Below are 16,775 nucleotides of genomic sequence, written 5' to 3'. Positions count from 1 at the left end.
TGCGCTTGCCGTCGCGAGCCGGTGCGACGACCGGGCCAGAATCGAGGGCGTCCGGACGGGAACAAACCGCGCAGCGACGGCCGGGCGCTCAGATCCGCGCGGTCACCGCGCGCAGCAGCTGCCGCTGCGCCGCCGCGAACACAGCGAGCACCGGGAGGCTCAAGAGGACGTTTCCGGCCATGACGAGGTGCCAGCGGACCCCTGTCCCCTGCTCCCGCAGGAGGGCAATCGCGAGCGGGAGCGTGCGCACGTCATCGTCGGTGGTCATGACGAGCGGCCAGAAGTAATCGTTGTAGTGGAACACGAAGCTGAACAGGAACAGCGCCGAGAGCGTCGGCCGCAGCATCGGGCCGAGGATCAGGTAGATGATCCTGAGCTCGCCCGCCCCATCCATCCTCGCCGCCTCGATGATCTCGTCGGGGACCGAGAGCAGCGCCTGGCGCACAAGGAACGTCCCGAGCGCGCTGACCCCGAAGGGCAGGATCAGCGCCGCGAACGTGTTCACCAGGCCGACCGAGCCGAGCATCGTGAACACAGGGACGAACGTCACCTGCGCCGGGATGAGCAGGCACGAGAGCACGAGGACGAACGCGGCGCTCCGCCCGGCGAACCTGAGCTTCGCGAGGGCATAGCCGGCCGGCAGCGCCAGGGCGATCTGCAGGAGCGCGATCGCCGTCGCCATGAACACCGTGTTGGCGAAATACCGCATCACCGGCACCGCCTGGAGCACCTCGCGGTAGGCGCCGAGCTGGAACGCCTGCGGCAGCGGGTACGCCGGGGCGCGGGTGATCTCGGGCAGCGTCTTCAGCGAGGTGATCGTCATCCACGCGTACGGCCCGAGCCACACGACGGCCACCAGGACGAGCACGGCGTCCGACACGAGGCGCCGCGCGCCGGAGCGCCCCGCGCCGCCGCTTCGCCCCGCTGTCACGACGGCCGCCTCCCCTCGCGCGGGGCGCCAGCGCGGAGCGCCCGGAGCTGCAGGACGGTCAGCAGCAGCAAAAACACGAAGAAGATCACGATCATGGCGCTCGCCCGGCCGACCCGCAGGTTCACGAAGACGTGCTCGTAGATGGCGTAGACGAACAGGGTCGTCGCCTTGACGGGCCCCCCCTGCGTCATCACGCGGACAACGTCGAACGCCTGGAAGGACAGGATGAGGCTCGTCGTCGCCACGAACGCGGCGCTCGGGCGGAGCAGCGGCCATGTCACGTGGCGGAACCGCCGCCACGGGCCGGCCCCGTCGAGCGCCGCCGCCTCGTGCAGCACGCGGGGGATGTCCTGCAGGCCGGCCAGGAAGATGACCATCGCATACCCGGTGATCTTCCAGACGCTCACCGCCGCCAGCGCGAGCAGCGCCGACCGCGGGTCGCCGAGCCAGCTCATCGTCGGCAGGCCGAGCCCGCGGAGCGCCGCCGAGAGCACCCCGTCGGCGTCGAGGATCCACATCCACAGCAGCGCCACCGCGACCCACGACACGACGTACGCGCTGAACACCGCGCCCCGCACGAAGGCGTAGACGGGCCCCGGCCGATCGAGCGCCACCGCGAGCGCGAGCCCCAGCGCGCCGGAGAGCGTCACAACGACGGCGCTGTAGCCGAGCGTGCGGAGGAGCGTCCCGGTGAGCTCGCCGCTCTCCGCGAGGACCTCGTAGTTCCGCAGCCCGACGTACCGCGGCGGCGTGAGCATGTCCCACGCGTAGAGGCTGTTCTTCGCCGCGAGCAGCAGCGGGACCAGGAAGAACACGGCCAGGAAGGCCGCTGTCGGCAGGAGGAGCAGGTAGGGCGAGAGGGGGTGCCTGGGCTTCATCGCTCGCGCGCCGCGCGGACGGCCTCGGAGAGGGTCTCGGCGGCGTCGCGCGGGGCGAGCACCGCCTCTTCGAGCCGCGGCTGCACCGCCTCGCGCTGGACGCGGAACAGGTCCGGGGACCACGGCCACGGCGCGGCGTGCGCGAGCTGGTCGACGGCGACGCGATCGTTCGGGTGCGCGGCGTAGTAGCCGCCCTGCGAGAGCGCCTCGAGGCCGCGCCGCGAGACGGGCATGTAGCCGGTGCGCGTCGCCCACGCGTTCGCCTGCTCCGGCTGCATCATCCAGCGCAGGAACGCGAACGCCGCCTCCTGCGCCGCCGGCGCCGCGCCCCGCGGCATCACGAACATCGTGCCGCCCGTGGGCACCGAGGCGCGCACGTCGCGCGGCAGCGGGGCCGCGCCGACCTCGAAGCTCCCCGCGCCCGCCTGGCCCGCGTTGTCCTCCAGGTAGCGAAGGAACGCCGTCGAGGTCCAGATCATCGCCACCCGGCCCGCCAGGAAGTCGGTGTTCGTCACCTGCCACGCGTTGTAGTCGCGCCCCGGCGGCGGCTTCATCGTGCGGTCCTCGTGCACGAGCGCCTGCCAGAACCGGAGCGCGCGCACGCCCGCCTCGCCGCCGAGCGTCGGCGCGCCGTCCGGCCCGAGGAGCTCGCCGCCGGCCTGCCCCACGAGCGCCGCCCAGAACCACCAGTCGATCGGGCACTCGAAGCCCCACCGCCGCGTGCTGCCGCCGTCGCGCACGACGAGCCGCGCCGCCGCCCGGCGCAGCTCGTCCCACGTCGACGGCGGCGACAGCCCGAGCTCGCGGAACACGCCGCGGTTGTAGTAGGCGATCGGCGTCGATCGGTTGAACGGCAGGCACACGAGCGGGCGCTCGCCGCCGCCGACGAACGTCCCCGACTGCCCGAGCGCCTCGACGACGTCGAGATCGCCGCCGGGGACGCCGGCGACGAACCGATCGAGCGGCTCGAGCGCGCCCGCCTCGGCCAGGTAGGGCACCACCTCGCCGACGACGTGGGTGAGCGCCGGCGCCGCGCGCGCCGCGAGCGCGGTCCGCAGCTTGGCGAGCGCCTCGAAGTAGTCGCCCTGGTACACCGCCTCGATGCGGTAGCGGCCCTGCTCGCGGTGGAACTGGTCGATGAGCGACAGGAGCACCTCGCGGTTCTTGCCCCCGTACGCGAACCACAGCGAGGCCACGACGCGCCCGTCCGGCGACCGCCGCGCGCACCCCGGCAAGCCCGCAGCGGCCGCGGCGATCGACGCGGCGAGCGCCCGGAGCGCGTCGCGCCGCGACCAGGACGGCGCCCGGCTCATGGCGCGGCCCCCCGGCTCATGGCGAGATCCGCGCGCCGGAGCCGGCGTCGAACCAGAGCACGGCGCGCGGATCGAGCCGCGCGCGCACCGCCTCCCCCGGCGCGGGTGTCGCGAAGCCGTGCGCCCGCGCGCGCAGCCGCGTCCCCCCGGCGTCGAGGTACAGGAACGTCTCGGCCCCGAGCGGCTCCGCGATCACGACGCGCGCCGCGATCTCCACCTCGCCCGCCGCGCCGCGCGCCCCCGCGTCCCCCTCCGTCACCGCCCCCAGCGCCACGCGCAGGTGCTCCGGCCGCACGCCCGCGACGACCCGGTCGGGCAGCGCCACCCCCGGCGGGGCGGGCAGCGCGAGCGCCGCGCCCTCGTACAGCGCGCCGGAGCGCTCGAGCTCGATCAGGTTGATCGCCGGCGTGCCCAGGAAGCCGGCGACGAACACGTTCGCCGGCGCCTCGTAGATGGCGCGCGGCGGGCCGACCTGCTGGAGCTCGCCGGCGCGGAGCACCGCGATGCGGTCGCCCATGGTCATCGCCTCGACCTGGTCGTGGGTCACGTAGACCGACGTCGTGCCGAGGCGGCGCACGAGCGCCGCGAGCTCGACCCGGAGCTCGGCGCGCAGCGCGGCGTCGAGGTTCGAGAGCGGCTCGTCGAACAGGAACGCCGCTGGCGCGCGCACGATCGCGCGGCCCATGGCCACGCGCTGGCGCTCGCCGCCCGAGAGCTCGCCGGGGCGCCTGTCGAGCAGGTGGCCGATGCTGAGCAGCGCCGCCGCCTCCTCGACGCGCCGCGCCCGCGCTGCCTTGTCGACCCCGCGCATCCTGAGCGGGAAGCCCATGATGTCGCGCGCTGTCATGTGCGGGTAGAGCGCGTAGCCCTGGAAGACCATGGCCACGTCGCGGTCCTCCGGCGCGACCCGGCTGACGTCGCGCCCGCCGATCGACACCGTGCCGCCGTCGGGGCTGTCGAGGCCCGCGATCAGCCGGAGCGCCGTCGACTTGCCGCAGCCGGAGGGGCCGACGAGCACGAGCAGCTCGCCGTCCTCGACCTCGAGGGAAAGGCCGGCGAGCGCGGCGCGCTCGGCGTTCGGGAAGCGGCGGGTCAGCCCGCGGAGCGAGAGGGTGGCCATGGCGGCAGCGGCTACCAGTCGAGCAGGAGGAGCCCCGGGATCGAGCCCGCGACAGCGAGCAGCTTCGGGCTCGGGGAGACAGCGACCGGCACCCGGGCTGTCCTCAGCAGGGCGGCGTCGTACGCGCTGTCGCCGAAGGCCGCAAGCACGGCGAGCTCGGGGAAGATGCGCTCGAGCGCCCGCGTCTTCCCCTCGCCGTACGTCGCCGGCGCGCCGAGCTCGGGGGCGATCCGGCCCTCGCGGACGGCCGGGGTCATGGCGGCGATCCGCTCGGGCGCGATGCCGAGCCGCCCGACAGCGCGCTCGATCACGAACCGCGGCGACGCCGACACCACGTACACCGGCGCGCCGCGCGACCGAGCCCACTCGAGGATCGGCAGCAGCGCCGGCCGGATGCGCCCCGCGTGGCCCCTGTCCTCGAGCACGCTGTCGACGAGGGCGGCGAGCTCGTCCTCGCGCCACCCCGCGAAGGCCCAGGCCATCATCGCGAAGGCCCGATCCTCCGGGTATTTCTCGGCGGCGAACGCCGCGTAGAGCGCGCTCGCGATCTCGTGCGCGCCGCCCTCCGCGGCGACGCCGAACGCCTCGGCCTCGCGGCGCAGCGCCGCCTCCGCCTCGGGCCGCGCGCAGCGCCCGGCGAGGAACGCCTCGAACAGGTCGAAGCCCACGTCCCCCTCCCAGAGGGTGCCGTCCGCGTCGAACGCGAGCGCCGCGCTCGCGCCGACCGCGCCGCGCTCGGCCTCGAGGCGCCGCAGGATGTCGCTCGTGCTCGCGCGCGGGATGGGCAACGGCGCCCCGCTGCTGTCGACCTGTGCTGCCGTCATGGTCCTCCCCGGGCCGGGCGTCCGCTCCGGCCGAGGACCACGCCTACTGCGGCGCGGGCGTCGCGTCACGCCTGTCAACGCCCTGTCACGCGCCGCTCCCCGGGGCGGCGGCCGGGCGCCGTGAGCCATCGCGGCGGCGCGCCGCCGGCCCGCCGCCTCGCGGCTCGCCCTCTCGAGGGGCGTCAGCTCGCCTTCTCGAACAGCGACCGGTGCAGCACGGCGACAGCGGGCGCGACGTTCGCGTCGTCGATCACCATGCACAGGTTGATGCTGCCCATCGCGTAGCTCAGCATCTCGACGTTGACGCCGGCCTGGGACATCGCCTCGAGCACCTGCGCGGCGACGCCCTTCTGCCGGGGCAGGCCCTGGCCGACGATCACGAGCGTCGTCCGGTTGGGCAGGACCTCGCAGGCGCCGAAGCGCTCCAGCTCGGGCAGCGCGCGGCCGAGCTTCCCGAGGTCGTCGGTGGTCATCGAGACCGACACCTCCGACGTGGTGATCACGTCGATCACGACCTCGTGCCGGGCCAGCACCGCGAGGACCTGCGCGAGGAAGCCGACCTCGCCGAACATCCGGGTCGAGCTGATCTTGAGCACCACCTGCCGCTCGCGGTACGCGATGCTTGTCACGGGCGGGGACGCGGCGTCGGTGTTGAAGTCGATCACCGTGCCGGGGTGATCCGGCCGGTTCGTGTTGAGCACCCGCACCGGAATGCCCTTCTCCATGGCGGGCAGCAGCGTGGAGGGGTGCAGCACGCGGGAGCCGAAGAACGCGAGCTCGGCGGCCTCGTCGAAGTGCATCGTCGGGATGTTCCGGGCCGTCTTCACGACGCTCGGATCGGCGGTCATCACGCCGTCGGTGTCGCTCCAGATCTGCGCCTCCTCGGCGCCGAGCCCCGCGGCGAGCAGCGTCGCCGTCAGATCGCTCCCGTTGCGGCCGACGGTCGTGATCTCGCCGGCCTCGTTGCGGCCGACGAACCCGGTGACGATCGGCACGACGCCCTCGGGGACCCGCTCGGCGAACATCGCCCTGGCGCGGGCGTCGAAGCCGGGCAGCGGGCGCGCGCGGCCGAAGTTCGCGTCGGTGATGAAGCCGAGCTCCCAGACGTCGTAGGCGCGCGCCTTCACGCCGCTCCGCGCGAAGAAGTCCGCGATGCAGCGCACGGCCATGCGCTCGCCGAAGCTCGCGATGTAGTCGAGGCTCCGCGGGCTGAGCTCCTTGACGAGGCTGATGCCGCGCAAGAGATCCTCGATCTCCTGGTAGAACGGCGCGAGCAGGTCGGGTGCGCAGCCGAGCGACTCGGCGACGGAGCGCTGCTTGCCCAGCGGGATGGAGGGGTCGAACCGCCCGGTGGCGGCGAGCCTGGCGGCGCTGATCAGCGCGTCGGTCATGCCCTTGTGGGCGGAGCTCACGACGACGGGGCGGCGGGCCAGGCGGGCTCGGACGATGCTGAGGACCTTCTCGATCTGCGCGCGGCTCTCGACCGAGCTGCCGCCGAACTTCATGACGATCATGGCGCGTGCCTCCATGGGCCTGCCGGCCCGCTGGGCGCGGCATGATAGTCAGCGCCGGCCGCCAGGCGAGAAGGGAAGCGCTGTGTTCACGGCGCGCTCCCCCGGGCCGCGCCGTGGCGCCGATCGCCGCACATCGGGCGCTAGGCCTCGGTCGCCAGCAGGGCCCGGAAGCTCTCGCGCTTCGTGAGCAGGAGCCAGCGCAGGTTCTTCATGAGCTTGCCTTGCTCCGACAGCGCCGCGTGGCTCAGGAGGACGAGCTCGGCGACGCTGATGCCTTCCCGCACGTCCTCCAGCGAGACCTTGACCCTGCCGTCCGCCGCCGCGCGGCAGCGGGCGAAGCGGGAGATCACGACCGTCGCCAGCGAGAGGTCGAGCACGGCCGCGAGGAGGTGCCGGGGCGCCGAGAAGATGTGCCGGCGCTGGAGCACGAGGCGCAGGTAGTCCCTGACGATCGTCCCCTCGTCCGCGCCGAGGAACCGGTCGACCGTCCTCACCCGCTGTAGCTTGAACGGCTTCGGGACGAACAGCATGTCGACGGTGCCTCGCCCGAGCATCCAGGCGACCTTGTTGCCGGCGCTGCGCAGCGCCTGGAGCTGCGTCCACGAGGCCTTTCCGACCCGGTGCGCCTCGCGGACCCGCGACGGATAGCAGAGGTTGCCGAGGAGGTGGGCGAACAGGACCCGCGCGTAGAACGAGGGCCTCCTGCGGGGCTCGAGCGGCGCGAGCTCCCCGGCGCCGGCCTGCCCGAGGGCGGCCTCGATCGACGCGTCCGTCGCGCGCTCGGCGCCCTGCGGGAGGGCGCGCTCGAAGGCGGCCGTCCAGTCGTAGAGCCGCGCCAGCGTCGCGGCGGGCGACGCGCCGGTCGCGAGCTCGTCTTCCCAGCGCTTCACAGCGCGCAGGTACTGGGGCTGCGCCAGGATGACGCCGCCCAGGGTGGCGAGCGCCTTCGACATCCGCTCGGCGTCGCCCCGCTGCTCGAGCTTCGCCTTGAGCTGGAGGTCCACGGGCTTGCCGTAGTTCTCGCGGATCGACGGGCAGAGCTGGGAGAGCTGCGCGACGACGACCTCCTTCTCGTCGCGGACGAACCCGAACGGGAACGCCTGGCACGACTTGGGGATGTACTCGTGGCCGAACCGCTTCTGCATGCTGCAGAGCAGGTCGTCGTCGAGGAAGACGCACTGGAGCCGGCCGTCCTGCTCCCGCATCGGCAGGACGCCGCGCGCGATGACGAGCGCCCCCTCCTCCCCGGCCCGCTCCCGGACCCACGGCTCCTCGAGGTACCGCCTGGCCTCGTCGCCGCTGAAGCGGATGTTCCAGGGCAGCCGGCAGCAGCGAGCTGGGCAGTCGCGGCACTCGAACTTCTGATCCGGGGGAGAGGAGAGCTTCGCCGTCGGAAGCTTCGTCGCCGGAGAGCGCTTCGTCTTCATCGCCATGGGGCGGCGGACGATACAACGCGCCGGCGGCCTGCGCTTGGCCGCGCCGCCGCCGCCTCCACCACGCCCGCGCCGCCCGCCCGCTGGGTTCGCTGTGTCAAACAGCCCCATCCCCTCCGGGAGAGGCGCGCCGCAGGGCTCAGCCGTGGCAGAAGGCGACAGGCGAGCGAGCGCGGGCAGGACGCAGACAGGACGCGGACAAAAAGATAGCGCCGCCGGGGCCTCAGGGGGGCGAAGGCCACGCCGGCGGCGCTGACTTCCTATGAAGCACTCAGCGTGCCATCCGGCGCGCCCTGAGATCGACGCGGGAATGGCACCATCGCGTCGGGAACGTCCCTCCCAGGTTTCGATTCTGAAACGTCAGGGTCGCAGCATTGCACGATCGTAAAAACTCTTGTCTTACCACTGCATTTCGCCACGGACGCAACCAGTACAGTCAGGGCCGTCTTTTTCTCGTGTCGTGGCACGCCGTGGCGTGCTCCGTGCTACGTGCGCCGTACCTCTACTAAGGAGAAACAAGATGCGACTTGGTCTTCCCCTGTCAGCAGTTACAGCGATGTGCCTGGCGCTCGCTGCGTGTGGTGACGATGATCCGGCGCCGCACGGGACCCCGTCCGGCACCGGCGGCGAGGGCGGCGAGGGCGGCCAGGGCGCTGACGGCGGCGAGGGCGGCCAGGGCGCTGACGGCGGCGAGGGCGGCCAGGGCGGCCAGGGCGGCGCCACGGCGGAGACGAGGGCGGACGGCGAGCCCTGCACGACAAACGACGAGTGCCTCGGCGGGCTCTGCTTGACGGAGGAGCTGTTCGGCTGGGCGGCCGGCTACTGCTCCGGGCTGTGCGACCCCGACCTCATGCCGTGCGAGGGGGGGTCCGAGTGCCTGAACCAGGGCAGCTACTCGCTCTGCCTCAAGACCTGTGAAGCGGCCGACGACTGCGGGGGAGCGGGGCAGGCCTGCTTCGACGTGACCGGGGAAGGCGCGCTGATGTGCATCGGCGGCTGCGACGCCGACGATCAGTGTCAGGGCGCCTGCAACGACGATCTCGGGTACTGCGTCGCGTCCGGCGAGGTCTGCGACAACGGCGAGGACGACGACGCGGACGGGCTGCAGGACTGCGAGGAGCGCGACTGCGCGCCGGGAGCGTGCGCCACGAGCATCGCCGCGGCCTGCACGGGCGCGACCGACGTGTCCGAGGGCGGAACGTTCTCCGGCACGACCGAGGGCGGCACCAACCTGTTCGCCTCGCTGTGCGAGACGCTCGGCGGCACGTACGCCGCCGGCGTGGGCACGAACGAGCGGGTCTTCCAGTTCGTCGCCCCGGCCAAGGGCATCGTCCAGATGGCAGCGCGGGCGACCGAGGGCGACTTCGACTGGTACGTCCGGACCGACTGCGACGACGCGGCGACGCTGCGCGGCTGTCTGCCCGCCTTCGTCGCGGACGACGCGCCCGTGGAGCTCCCCGTCGAGGAGGGCGACACCTACTTCCTCTTCATCGAGGGCACGGAAGACGCGGAAGCCGCGTATGCGCTCGACGTGTCCTTCGCGGCGCAGGTCTGCGGCGACGGGGCGCTCGTCGGCACGGAGGAGTGCGACGACGGCAACACAGTGGACGACGATATGTGCACGAACGCGTGCGAGGTGAACACGGAGGTCGCGTGCGCGGCCGCGGTGCCGATCACCGCGGAGGCGACGGAGGGGGACGCGTCCGAGGGCACGCAAGGCTTCACGGGGTCGTGCGGCGGCGCCGGCGGTGAGATCGTCTATCGGTACACCCCCGCTGCGAGCGGCGAGGTGACGATCACCGCCACGCCTGTCGGCGCAGCCGACGTCGTCCTCCACGCGCGGACCGACTGCGCGGACCGGGACAGCGAGCTCGCGTGCGCGGATGACCCGTTCGACGCCGAGGTCGCCGAGTCGATCACGGTGACGGTGACCGAGGCAGCGCCGATCGACATCTTCGTCGACAGCTACGACAGCGGCTCCTCGGGGGCGTTCACGCTGACGATCACCCCGGCGGAGTGACCTGCTGCCGGGCGAGGGCGCCCCGCCAGGGGGCGCCCTCGCGACGCCTCGACGCGACGCGACGACACCGCACATCGCCTGCGCGCGACGCGCCTCGTCGCCACGACGCGGACCGGCCGTCCGGGAGGCGCCGCCTCCGGGACAGCCGGGGATCGCGGCCGGCGGTGCGCTCACTGCGGCGGCGGCGGCGGCGGCGAGGCCCCCCCGGCGGGCGGCGCGTCGGGCACGCGCAGATCCACCGTGGCGACCTCGCCCGGCTTCACCTGCACGCCGGCCCCGGCGATGGTGGACTCGACGCTGATCATGTAGAGCCCGGGCGAGATCGCGGACACGCGGTACGAGCCGTCCTCCGCGGTGACAGGGGAGTACAGGCCGATCGAGTTGTCGTCGGCGAACGGCGTGGCCAGCGTGAGGCGAACCCCGGGGAGCGGCTGCCCGCCCGCCGTGACGCGGCCGCGGATCTCGCTCGTCCCCCCGGGCGGCAGCGAGACGTCCTGCTCCGTCTCCTTCCCCTCCTCGACCTCGAGGTCGACGAGCCTCGTCCGCTCCCCGTGCTGCGCCGTCATGCGGATCGGGCCAGACGGGATCTGGTCGAAGCGATAGCGCCCTTCTGCGTCGCTCATCGTGTTCACGAACCCGATCCGCCGTTGCAGCAGCGTGAGCCGGACGCCGGCGAGGGGCGCCCCGTCGGCCCCGCGCGCCACGCCGGCGATGCTGCCGCCGCGCGACATCACGAGCTTCACCGGCGCGATGTCGTCGCAGCCCGCGACATCGACGTTGACCGTGCTCACGGCGTTCGCGCCGTCGTAGCCGCGGACGGCGATCGTGCCCTTCGGCACGTTGGGCAGGACGAACGAGCCGTCGTCCTCGCTCTGCGCCTGGGCGGCGGCCTCCAGGGCGACATTGCTCATCTGCCCGGCGGCGAGCAGCGACTCCGCGTCGACGAACACCCCGGGCAGCGGAGCGCCGGACGGGTCCACGGCGCGCCCGGTCAGGGTGCAGCCCTTGGGGAGGGTCAGATCCACCTTCTCGACCTCCCCGGGCCGCACCCTGACGAACGGCGAGAACGCCGGCGCGTGCTCCGCCGTCGTCGCCCTCAGGATGATGGGCCACGACGGGAGCTGGGCGACGCGGTAGGAGCCGTCCGGGCTCTCGAAGACGCGGGAGAACAGGGGCGGCGGCGCGGGGTCGTCCTCCGTCACGGGCGAGAGCACGTCGATGGAGAACCGCCGCACGGGCTCGCCGCGCTCGTCGAGCACGCGCCCCTCGATGACGCCGCTCTTCGGGAGCACCAGGCTCGCCGTCTGGCCGCTGTGCGCCGTCGTCGACGTGGTCCCGTATCCCTCGACGCTCGCGCTGAGCTGGTAGGTCCCGTCGGGGAGCGTGAGCTCGAACCGCCCGGCCTCGTCGCTCTTCGCGGTGCCCGCTGTCGTGAGCACGTTGCCGGCGACCTCGAAGGCGGACGCGACGACAGTCACGTCCGCGAGGGTGCTGCCGTCGGTCGTGTACACGTGGCCGCTGATCGTGGGGCGCGCCTCGGGCGGCGCCTCGTGGGCGCCACGGAGGAGCGCCCGGTTGCGGTAGCGGGCGCGCTTCTCCGCTCCGGCCGCGGCCGGGGCCTTCGCGCCGGGGGCGACCTCCTCGCGGCCCGGGCGCAGGAGGAGAAAGAGGACGACGCCGGCGAGGGCCGCCGTGAGCAGCCCGAGGGCGACCCACAAGGGCCGGCGCGAGGGTCTCCGTGTCGAGGAATCGCGTTGCATTGTTGCTCCTGCAGATGAGTTGACCTGGCCAAAGCGCTGCGGCCGGACGCTCGACGGAGAAAGAAAGAGGGGTCGCCAGCCGTGGCCAGCGACCCCTCCTCCTCCTGCGCGGCGCGCTCCGAGAGATCCGCTCCCTGTCCCGCCCGGGGCCTGCGTTGTGGGCTTCTGGACAGGGAGTCTCTCGACGATCATCCGCGCGCCGAGCGCCGACCTACCGCCGGTACGACACCGGACCCGTGTGCGTCACGGCCCCTGGCACTCCGGGGTCATCTTGATCTGCTTGGCGGAGCTCAGGGGGCTGTACTTCATCAGGGCCACGCCGACGCCGTTCACGGGATCCATGGTCCCATGAAAGCTGGAGATCGGCTGGATCTGGCCGTGCGCGGTGATCCCGTAGTTGTTCTCCTGCGGATCGACCTGGATGTATCCCTGGGTGAACTGGTAGCTGGCAGCGTAGCAATCCCCCCACTCGAACGTCGGACTGTACAGCATCCTGCTCTGAGCCACCCCGACCGGACCGCCACCCCCGGAGAACCAGTTGACGTGGTTCGAGCACACGGGATCCCACGGGCTGGTCAGGAGGTGCTCCTCGAGCTGAGCCATCATGTACCCGACGCTGACCTGCCGGAGCCCGGTGCTGGTGGTCACCTTGTAAATACAATCATTACGCATTGCCATCGCGCTGCCCGAGACCGACGTCACGACAGCGAAAGCGAGCGCCAAACGAGCAATCTTGTTCATGAGAAATACCTCCGAGGAATCGAATCTGTGGTGAAGTTTTGTTGCAGATACCTATCCAGATCGTCACCCAAGGGATTCATGCCCCGAGGCTTGAACCAGGAGAGCGATGCCCCGACGGGCGCGGCGCGCGTTGTCGCCGGCCCGTCATGGTCACGCTCCCGGAGGAACCCGCCCCGAGGTCATGACGCGAACAACAGGAGACTATTCTCCCCGCGGGTTCACGCAAGCACTTTTGATTGGCAATTCTGCGGTCGAAAACACGACTGACATAGAACCATGGAGAATACCGGCACTCCTCGACTATGCGCTCGAATCCTCTGCCTCGAACGCACCCCATGGGCTCCCACATCCAGCCGAAGTATCGCGCACCGGCGCGCCAGAGGCGCTGTGTGAGGCGCTGCGAAGAGCGGTCCAGGCCCGGAGTGGCCAGAGGGGCGCAGCGCGGGCGCACGCTGGGCGCGCGAGGCAGGAACCCAGGGATTTCGCGCGTGCCTTCGCGCCCTCTGGCCCGATGACGCCTGTGGGTCCCGACCCGCCATGAGACGCCGATGAGCACCGGGTAGCCACCTCCTCGCCGCGGCGCGATCGAGCGCGGTAGTCATCGCGATGATGGGAACTCCAGATATCGAGTCACCGCGCGGCGCCGGGTTCGTCCGGGCCTCTCCCGGCGGCGCCCGGAGCGGGCGCGCGCCATCTCGGCTGGACGTGGCGCGGCGGCGCCGCGCGGGTCAGCCGCCCGGCGGCGCCGCGCGGCTCAGCGGAGCGTGACGGCCAGCCGGTAGTCGAACACGGCCGCGGAGCCCGCCGCGCCGGACGAGGCGCGGACGCGCAGGAAGTACGTTCCCGCCGGGAGCGCGCGCGCGCCGGGGTGGCGCGGGGCGCTCCCGGTGCCGTCGATGAGCGAGCAGTCCCCCCGGCCGCCGTCGTCGTCGTCCGCGATGATCAGGCCCTCTCCGTCGAGCAGCGACAGCCGGCTGTCCATCTCGAGCGACTCGCACGTCTCCGCGCCGCCCTCGACGATCTCCGCGCGGATCGAGCGGCCCTCCGGGAGGTCCACGGCGTAGAGGTCGAAGTCATCGACCGTGCGCGCGCCGGCGATGACAACGTCGGAGCCGACAGGCCCGTTCGCCTCGGCGAGGGTGCCATTCGGCTCCTCCTCGGCCCCCGCCGGCGCGAGGATCTTCGCCTGGAGGAGGTAGATCGGGATCGCCGCGCCGCCGTCGCGCGCCGCGACCTCGACGAGGAGATCGCCCGCCGGCAGCCCGAGGACGAGCGCCGAGCACCCGCCGATCCCGCCCGCGTACTCGGCGTCGGAGAGCCCCTCGTCCGTCGCGACCAGCTCGCCCGCGGCGTCGAGCACGCGGAGCGCCGTCGCGATGCCCCCCTCGCAGCCCGCGGCGGTGCCGTCGAGGACCTCGAGGCGCACGACCGACGCGACCGGCAGGCGCACGCGGAACACGTCCCTGTCGCCGCCCGCGTCGATGCGCGCCGCGATGAGCGCGTCGCCCGCGATCACGACCTCGCGCGCCCCCGCCTCCGCGGCGGTGTCGTTCGGCTCGATCTCCGCGGTCGCCGCCTCGAGCTGGCAGTCGGCGCTGCACCCGTCGCCGCCCGCGGCGCCGCCGTCGTCGCACCCCTCCGGCACGTCGACGAGGCCGTCGCCGCAGACCGGGAGGCGCTCGCAGCCCGGCGCGCAGCGCGCGCCGCCGTCGCACTCCTCCGCGCCCTCCGTCACGCCGTCGCCGCACGAGGCGTCGAGCGAGGCGCGCAGCGTGTAGCGGGCGTCCAGCTCCCCGGGGACGCCGTGGACGACGACGTAGTAGGTCCCCGGGGCCAGGCGGCGCGCGGAGGCGCCGCCCGGGCTCGTCGGGTCGATGAGCGAGCAGGCGCCGGCGCCGCCGTCCTCGTCGGAAGCGAGCACGGTGGCCCCGTCCGGCGCCAGCAGGACGAGCGCTGTGTCGACGCCGTCGGCGCACCGACCGGGGCCGCTCGCGTCGAAGGTCTCGAGTCGGAGGTCCGAGACGGTCGTGAGGCGCAGGGCGAAGACGTCGACATCGGTGTCCGGCTCGAGGACGCCGGACACGAGCGCTCCCGGCGCCACGGCGCCGTTCGCGTCGGCCTCGGCCGGGGTCGCGTTGGGCTCGATCTCGGCCGTCGCCCCCTCGAGCCGACAGGCGGCGTCACAGCCGTCCTCGTCCTCGGTGTTGCCGTCGTCGCACACCTCGGGATCGTCGATGAACCCGTCGCCGCACGCCGGGACCCGCTGGCACGTCGCCTCGCACGCGGCGCCGCCGTCGCACTCCTCGTGGCCCTCGACGACCCCGTCGCCGCACAGGGCGGTTGTCCGCGCGCGCAGGGTATATCCCGCGGTGGAGCCCCCACCGGAGGCCTCGACGCGCACATGGTAGATCCCGGGAGCGGCGATGACAGCCTGGATGCGCGAGCAATGACCCTCGCCGCCGTCGTCGTCCTCGCCCACCAGCGCGCCGTCGGGCGCGAGGAGCTGCGCCACCGTATCGACGTCGCGGCAGGAGGTCGGGCCGCTCGCGTCGAAGGTCTCGATGTCGAGGTCGGCGACGCCGGGGACGTCGATGGCGAAGTAATCGACGTCGCCCGCCGGCGAGATCCACGCCGAGAACAGCGCGCCCGACGCGGTCGCCTGCCCCGCGGTGGCCTGATCCGACGCGTCGTTCGGCTCGACCTCCGGGAGCGTCCCCTCGAGCTCGCACGCGGCGCCGCAGCCGTCTCCGCCCTCCGTGTTGCCGTCGTCGCACGCCTCCGAGCCGTCGATGGCGCCGTCACCGCACACAGCGATCCGCGCGCAGTCCTCCGAGCACCCGTCGCCGCCGTCGCACGCCTCGGCCCCCTCGACGACGCCGTCGCCGCAGAGCGCGGTGAACACGACGAGGAGGTCGTACCCGGGGATGGTGGCGTCGCTCGTGAACTCCTCGACGGTCACATAGTACGTGCCTGGCCGGAGCTGCGTCGCCCAGGGAGCGATGGTGGAGTCGATGAGCGAGCAGGCCCCGGGGCCGCTGTCGTCGTCGCTCGCCAGCACCGTCACGCCGTCGGCGTCGAGGAGCTGGAGGAATGTGTCGACGCCCTGGGAACACGCGCTCAGGCTGCCCGGGTTGAACGTGGCGAGCTGGATCTCCGCGAGGCGCGGCACCACAAGGGCGAAGACGTCGACGTCGCCGAGCGGCTCGATCGCCCCCGTGACGAGCTCGTTCGGCCGGAGGGCGCCGCGCTCATCGGCCTCGACCGCTGTGTCGTTCGGCTCGACCTCGCGCACCGGAGCGTCCAGCTCGCACGCGGCGCTGCAGCCGTCGCCGCCGATCGTGTTCCCGTCTTCGCAGAGCTCCGGGGGCTCCAGCACGCCGTCGCCGCACACCGCGGTGTCCAGGGTGAGCGAGAGCGTGTAATCGAGCGTTTGATCGAGGGTCGCGGGCTCCACCTCCGGGGAGATCTGCACGCTGACGAAGTAGTCCCCCGCGCCGAGCCTGTTCAGCGCCAGGGAAGAACATGTGTTGTCGCCGGCGATATCATCGTTGCTGTCGAGGGCCACCATGCTGCCGTCGAAGATCGTCACAACCGTATCGACGCCGAGCGCGCTGCACGCCGTGCCCAGCGGGCCATCGAGCGTCTCTGCCCTGAGCCGCCCGAACGCCCCGTCGGGGACGCTCACCGAGAACACGTCCACGTCGCCCGCGGGATCGAGGAAGGCGCGGATCCGGCCGTCGGGCGCTATGGCAAAGGCGTCGTTGGCCGACGCGGGCTCGTCGTTCGGCTCGACCTCGCACCCGGGCTCCACCTGACATGCGCGCGAGCAGCAATCGCCGTCCTCGTTGCCGCCATCGTCGCACGCCTCCCGGCCGCCGGGCACGCCGTCGCCGCACCCGGCCGTGCACGCGCTCGGCGCCCCGGCGCAGGCGAATCCGGGCTCGATCGCGCAACCCGGGTCGCACCCGTCGCCGGCCGTCCGATTCCCATCGTCGCACGCCTCGGCCGGGTCGGCGACAGCCCCGTCGCCGCACACAGCGCCTGGCGCGCCCCCCTCTCCACCGTTGCCAGCCTCTCCACCGCTGCCAGCTTCTCCATTGCTGCCGGCCTCTCCACCGCTGCTGGAGACAGCGGGCTCATCGATCCTGGTGCGGTCCACGGGGACGAGGGGCTCGCACCCGACCAGGGCCGGAGCCGCCAGTCCGAGGAACAACGGGAGTGCGGTCCTGGAAGGGATAACC

11 protein-coding genes are annotated in these 16,775 nt (G+C 72.9%); 1 reads left to right on the top strand and 10 read right to left on the bottom strand.

Translation table 11 applies throughout. The annotated features are described in order from the left end of the window. Positions 1 to 88: 88 nt before the first annotated feature. From WMF42_RS45235 to WMF42_RS45205, 7 genes are all read right to left on the bottom strand, one after another. Positions 89 to 931, bottom strand: a complete 843-nt coding sequence (locus WMF42_RS45235) for a carbohydrate ABC transporter permease (RefSeq protein ID WP_061607048.1) — start codon at positions 929 to 931, stop codon at positions 89 to 91. Beyond that, the gene (locus WMF42_RS45230; RefSeq protein WP_437689522.1) at positions 928 to 1,809 is read right to left on the bottom strand and encodes a carbohydrate ABC transporter permease; all 882 of its coding nucleotides are present in this window, start codon (positions 1,807 to 1,809) and stop codon (positions 928 to 930) included. The genes WMF42_RS45235 and WMF42_RS45230 overlap by 4 nt, the downstream gene beginning before the upstream one ends. Then, on the bottom strand, positions 1,806 to 3,122 hold the full coding sequence (locus WMF42_RS45225; RefSeq protein ID WP_437689520.1) for an ABC transporter substrate-binding protein: 1,317 nt from the start codon (positions 3,120 to 3,122) through the stop codon (positions 1,806 to 1,808). The genes WMF42_RS45230 and WMF42_RS45225 overlap by 4 nt, the downstream gene beginning before the upstream one ends. 16 nt (positions 3,123 to 3,138) lie before the next feature. Next, complete coding sequence (locus WMF42_RS45220; RefSeq protein WP_437689518.1) at positions 3,139 to 4,242, bottom strand: ABC transporter ATP-binding protein; 1,104 nt, start codon at positions 4,240 to 4,242, stop codon at positions 3,139 to 3,141. 11 nt (positions 4,243 to 4,253) lie between these two features. Then, positions 4,254 to 5,066, bottom strand: coding sequence for an HAD family hydrolase (locus tag WMF42_RS45215; RefSeq protein WP_061607052.1), 813 nt, complete (start codon positions 5,064 to 5,066; stop codon positions 4,254 to 4,256). A 182-nt stretch (positions 5,067 to 5,248) separates the two neighbouring features. Next, the gene (locus tag WMF42_RS45210; RefSeq protein ID WP_061607053.1) at positions 5,249 to 6,580 is read right to left on the bottom strand and encodes an aspartate kinase; all 1,332 of its coding nucleotides are present in this window, start codon (positions 6,578 to 6,580) and stop codon (positions 5,249 to 5,251) included. 140 nt (positions 6,581 to 6,720) lie between these two features. Beyond that, the gene (locus WMF42_RS45205) at positions 6,721 to 8,013 is read right to left on the bottom strand and encodes a YkgJ family cysteine cluster protein (protein WP_437689516.1); all 1,293 of its coding nucleotides are present in this window, start codon (positions 8,011 to 8,013) and stop codon (positions 6,721 to 6,723) included. A gap of 520 nt (positions 8,014 to 8,533) precedes the next feature. Between WMF42_RS45205 and WMF42_RS45200 the strand changes: the two genes are divergently transcribed. Next, entirely contained in the window at positions 8,534 to 10,033 is a 1,500-nt protein-coding gene (locus WMF42_RS45200; RefSeq protein ID WP_155798200.1) for a DUF4215 domain-containing protein, read from the top strand. 170 nt (positions 10,034 to 10,203) lie between these two features. Here the strand turns inward: WMF42_RS45200 and WMF42_RS45195 are convergent, their stop codons facing one another. The 3 genes from WMF42_RS45195 to WMF42_RS45185 all read right to left on the bottom strand — a co-directional run bounded on the left by WMF42_RS45195 (position 10,204) and on the right by WMF42_RS45185 (position 16,693). Next, positions 10,204 to 11,793: a carboxypeptidase regulatory-like domain-containing protein gene (locus tag WMF42_RS45195; protein WP_437689513.1), complete on the bottom strand. Its 1,590-nt coding sequence runs from the start codon at positions 11,791 to 11,793 to the stop codon at positions 10,204 to 10,206. A 243-nt stretch (positions 11,794 to 12,036) separates the two neighbouring features. Further along, the gene (locus WMF42_RS45190; RefSeq protein ID WP_437689511.1) at positions 12,037 to 12,534 is read right to left on the bottom strand and encodes a hypothetical protein; all 498 of its coding nucleotides are present in this window, start codon (positions 12,532 to 12,534) and stop codon (positions 12,037 to 12,039) included. Between the two features lie 754 nt (positions 12,535 to 13,288). Then, complete coding sequence (locus tag WMF42_RS45185) at positions 13,289 to 16,693, bottom strand: DUF4215 domain-containing protein (RefSeq protein WP_437689510.1); 3,405 nt, start codon at positions 16,691 to 16,693, stop codon at positions 13,289 to 13,291. Positions 16,694 to 16,775 lie beyond the last annotated feature (82 nt).

Source organism: Sorangium sp. So ce176, from assembly GCF_051519835.1.
Classification (GTDB): domain Bacteria; phylum Myxococcota_A; class Polyangia; order Polyangiales; family Polyangiaceae; genus Sorangium; species Sorangium cellulosum_G.
Note: the sequence above shows the minus strand (reverse complement) of the source record. Positions and strands in the feature narration are given on the sequence as shown.

Bases quoted from the DNA above. Each gene is read 5' to 3' on its own strand.
- WMF42_RS45230 (WP_437689522.1), bottom strand. From the start codon at position 1,809: ATGAAGCCCAGGCACCCCCTCTCGCCCTACCTGCTCCTCCTGCCGACA.
- WMF42_RS45225 (WP_437689520.1), bottom strand. From the start codon at position 3,122: ATGAGCCGGGCGCCGTCCTGGTCGCGGCGCGACGCGCTCCGGGCGCTC.
- WMF42_RS45220 (WP_437689518.1), bottom strand. From the start codon at position 4,242: ATGGCCACCCTCTCGCTCCGCGGGCTGACCCGCCGCTTCCCGAACGCC.
- WMF42_RS45215 (WP_061607052.1), bottom strand. From the start codon at position 5,066: ATGACGGCAGCACAGGTCGACAGCAGCGGGGCGCCGTTGCCCATCCCG.
- WMF42_RS45210 (WP_061607053.1), bottom strand. From the start codon at position 6,580: ATGATCGTCATGAAGTTCGGCGGCAGCTCGGTCGAGAGCCGCGCGCAG.
- WMF42_RS45205 (WP_437689516.1), bottom strand. From the start codon at position 8,013: ATGGCGATGAAGACGAAGCGCTCTCCGGCGACGAAGCTTCCGACGGCG.
- WMF42_RS45200 (WP_155798200.1), top strand. From the start codon at position 8,534: ATGCGACTTGGTCTTCCCCTGTCAGCAGTTACAGCGATGTGCCTGGCG.
- WMF42_RS45195 (WP_437689513.1), bottom strand. From the start codon at position 11,793: ATGCAACGCGATTCCTCGACACGGAGACCCTCGCGCCGGCCCTTGTGG.
- WMF42_RS45190 (WP_437689511.1), bottom strand. From the start codon at position 12,534: ATGAACAAGATTGCTCGTTTGGCGCTCGCTTTCGCTGTCGTGACGTCG.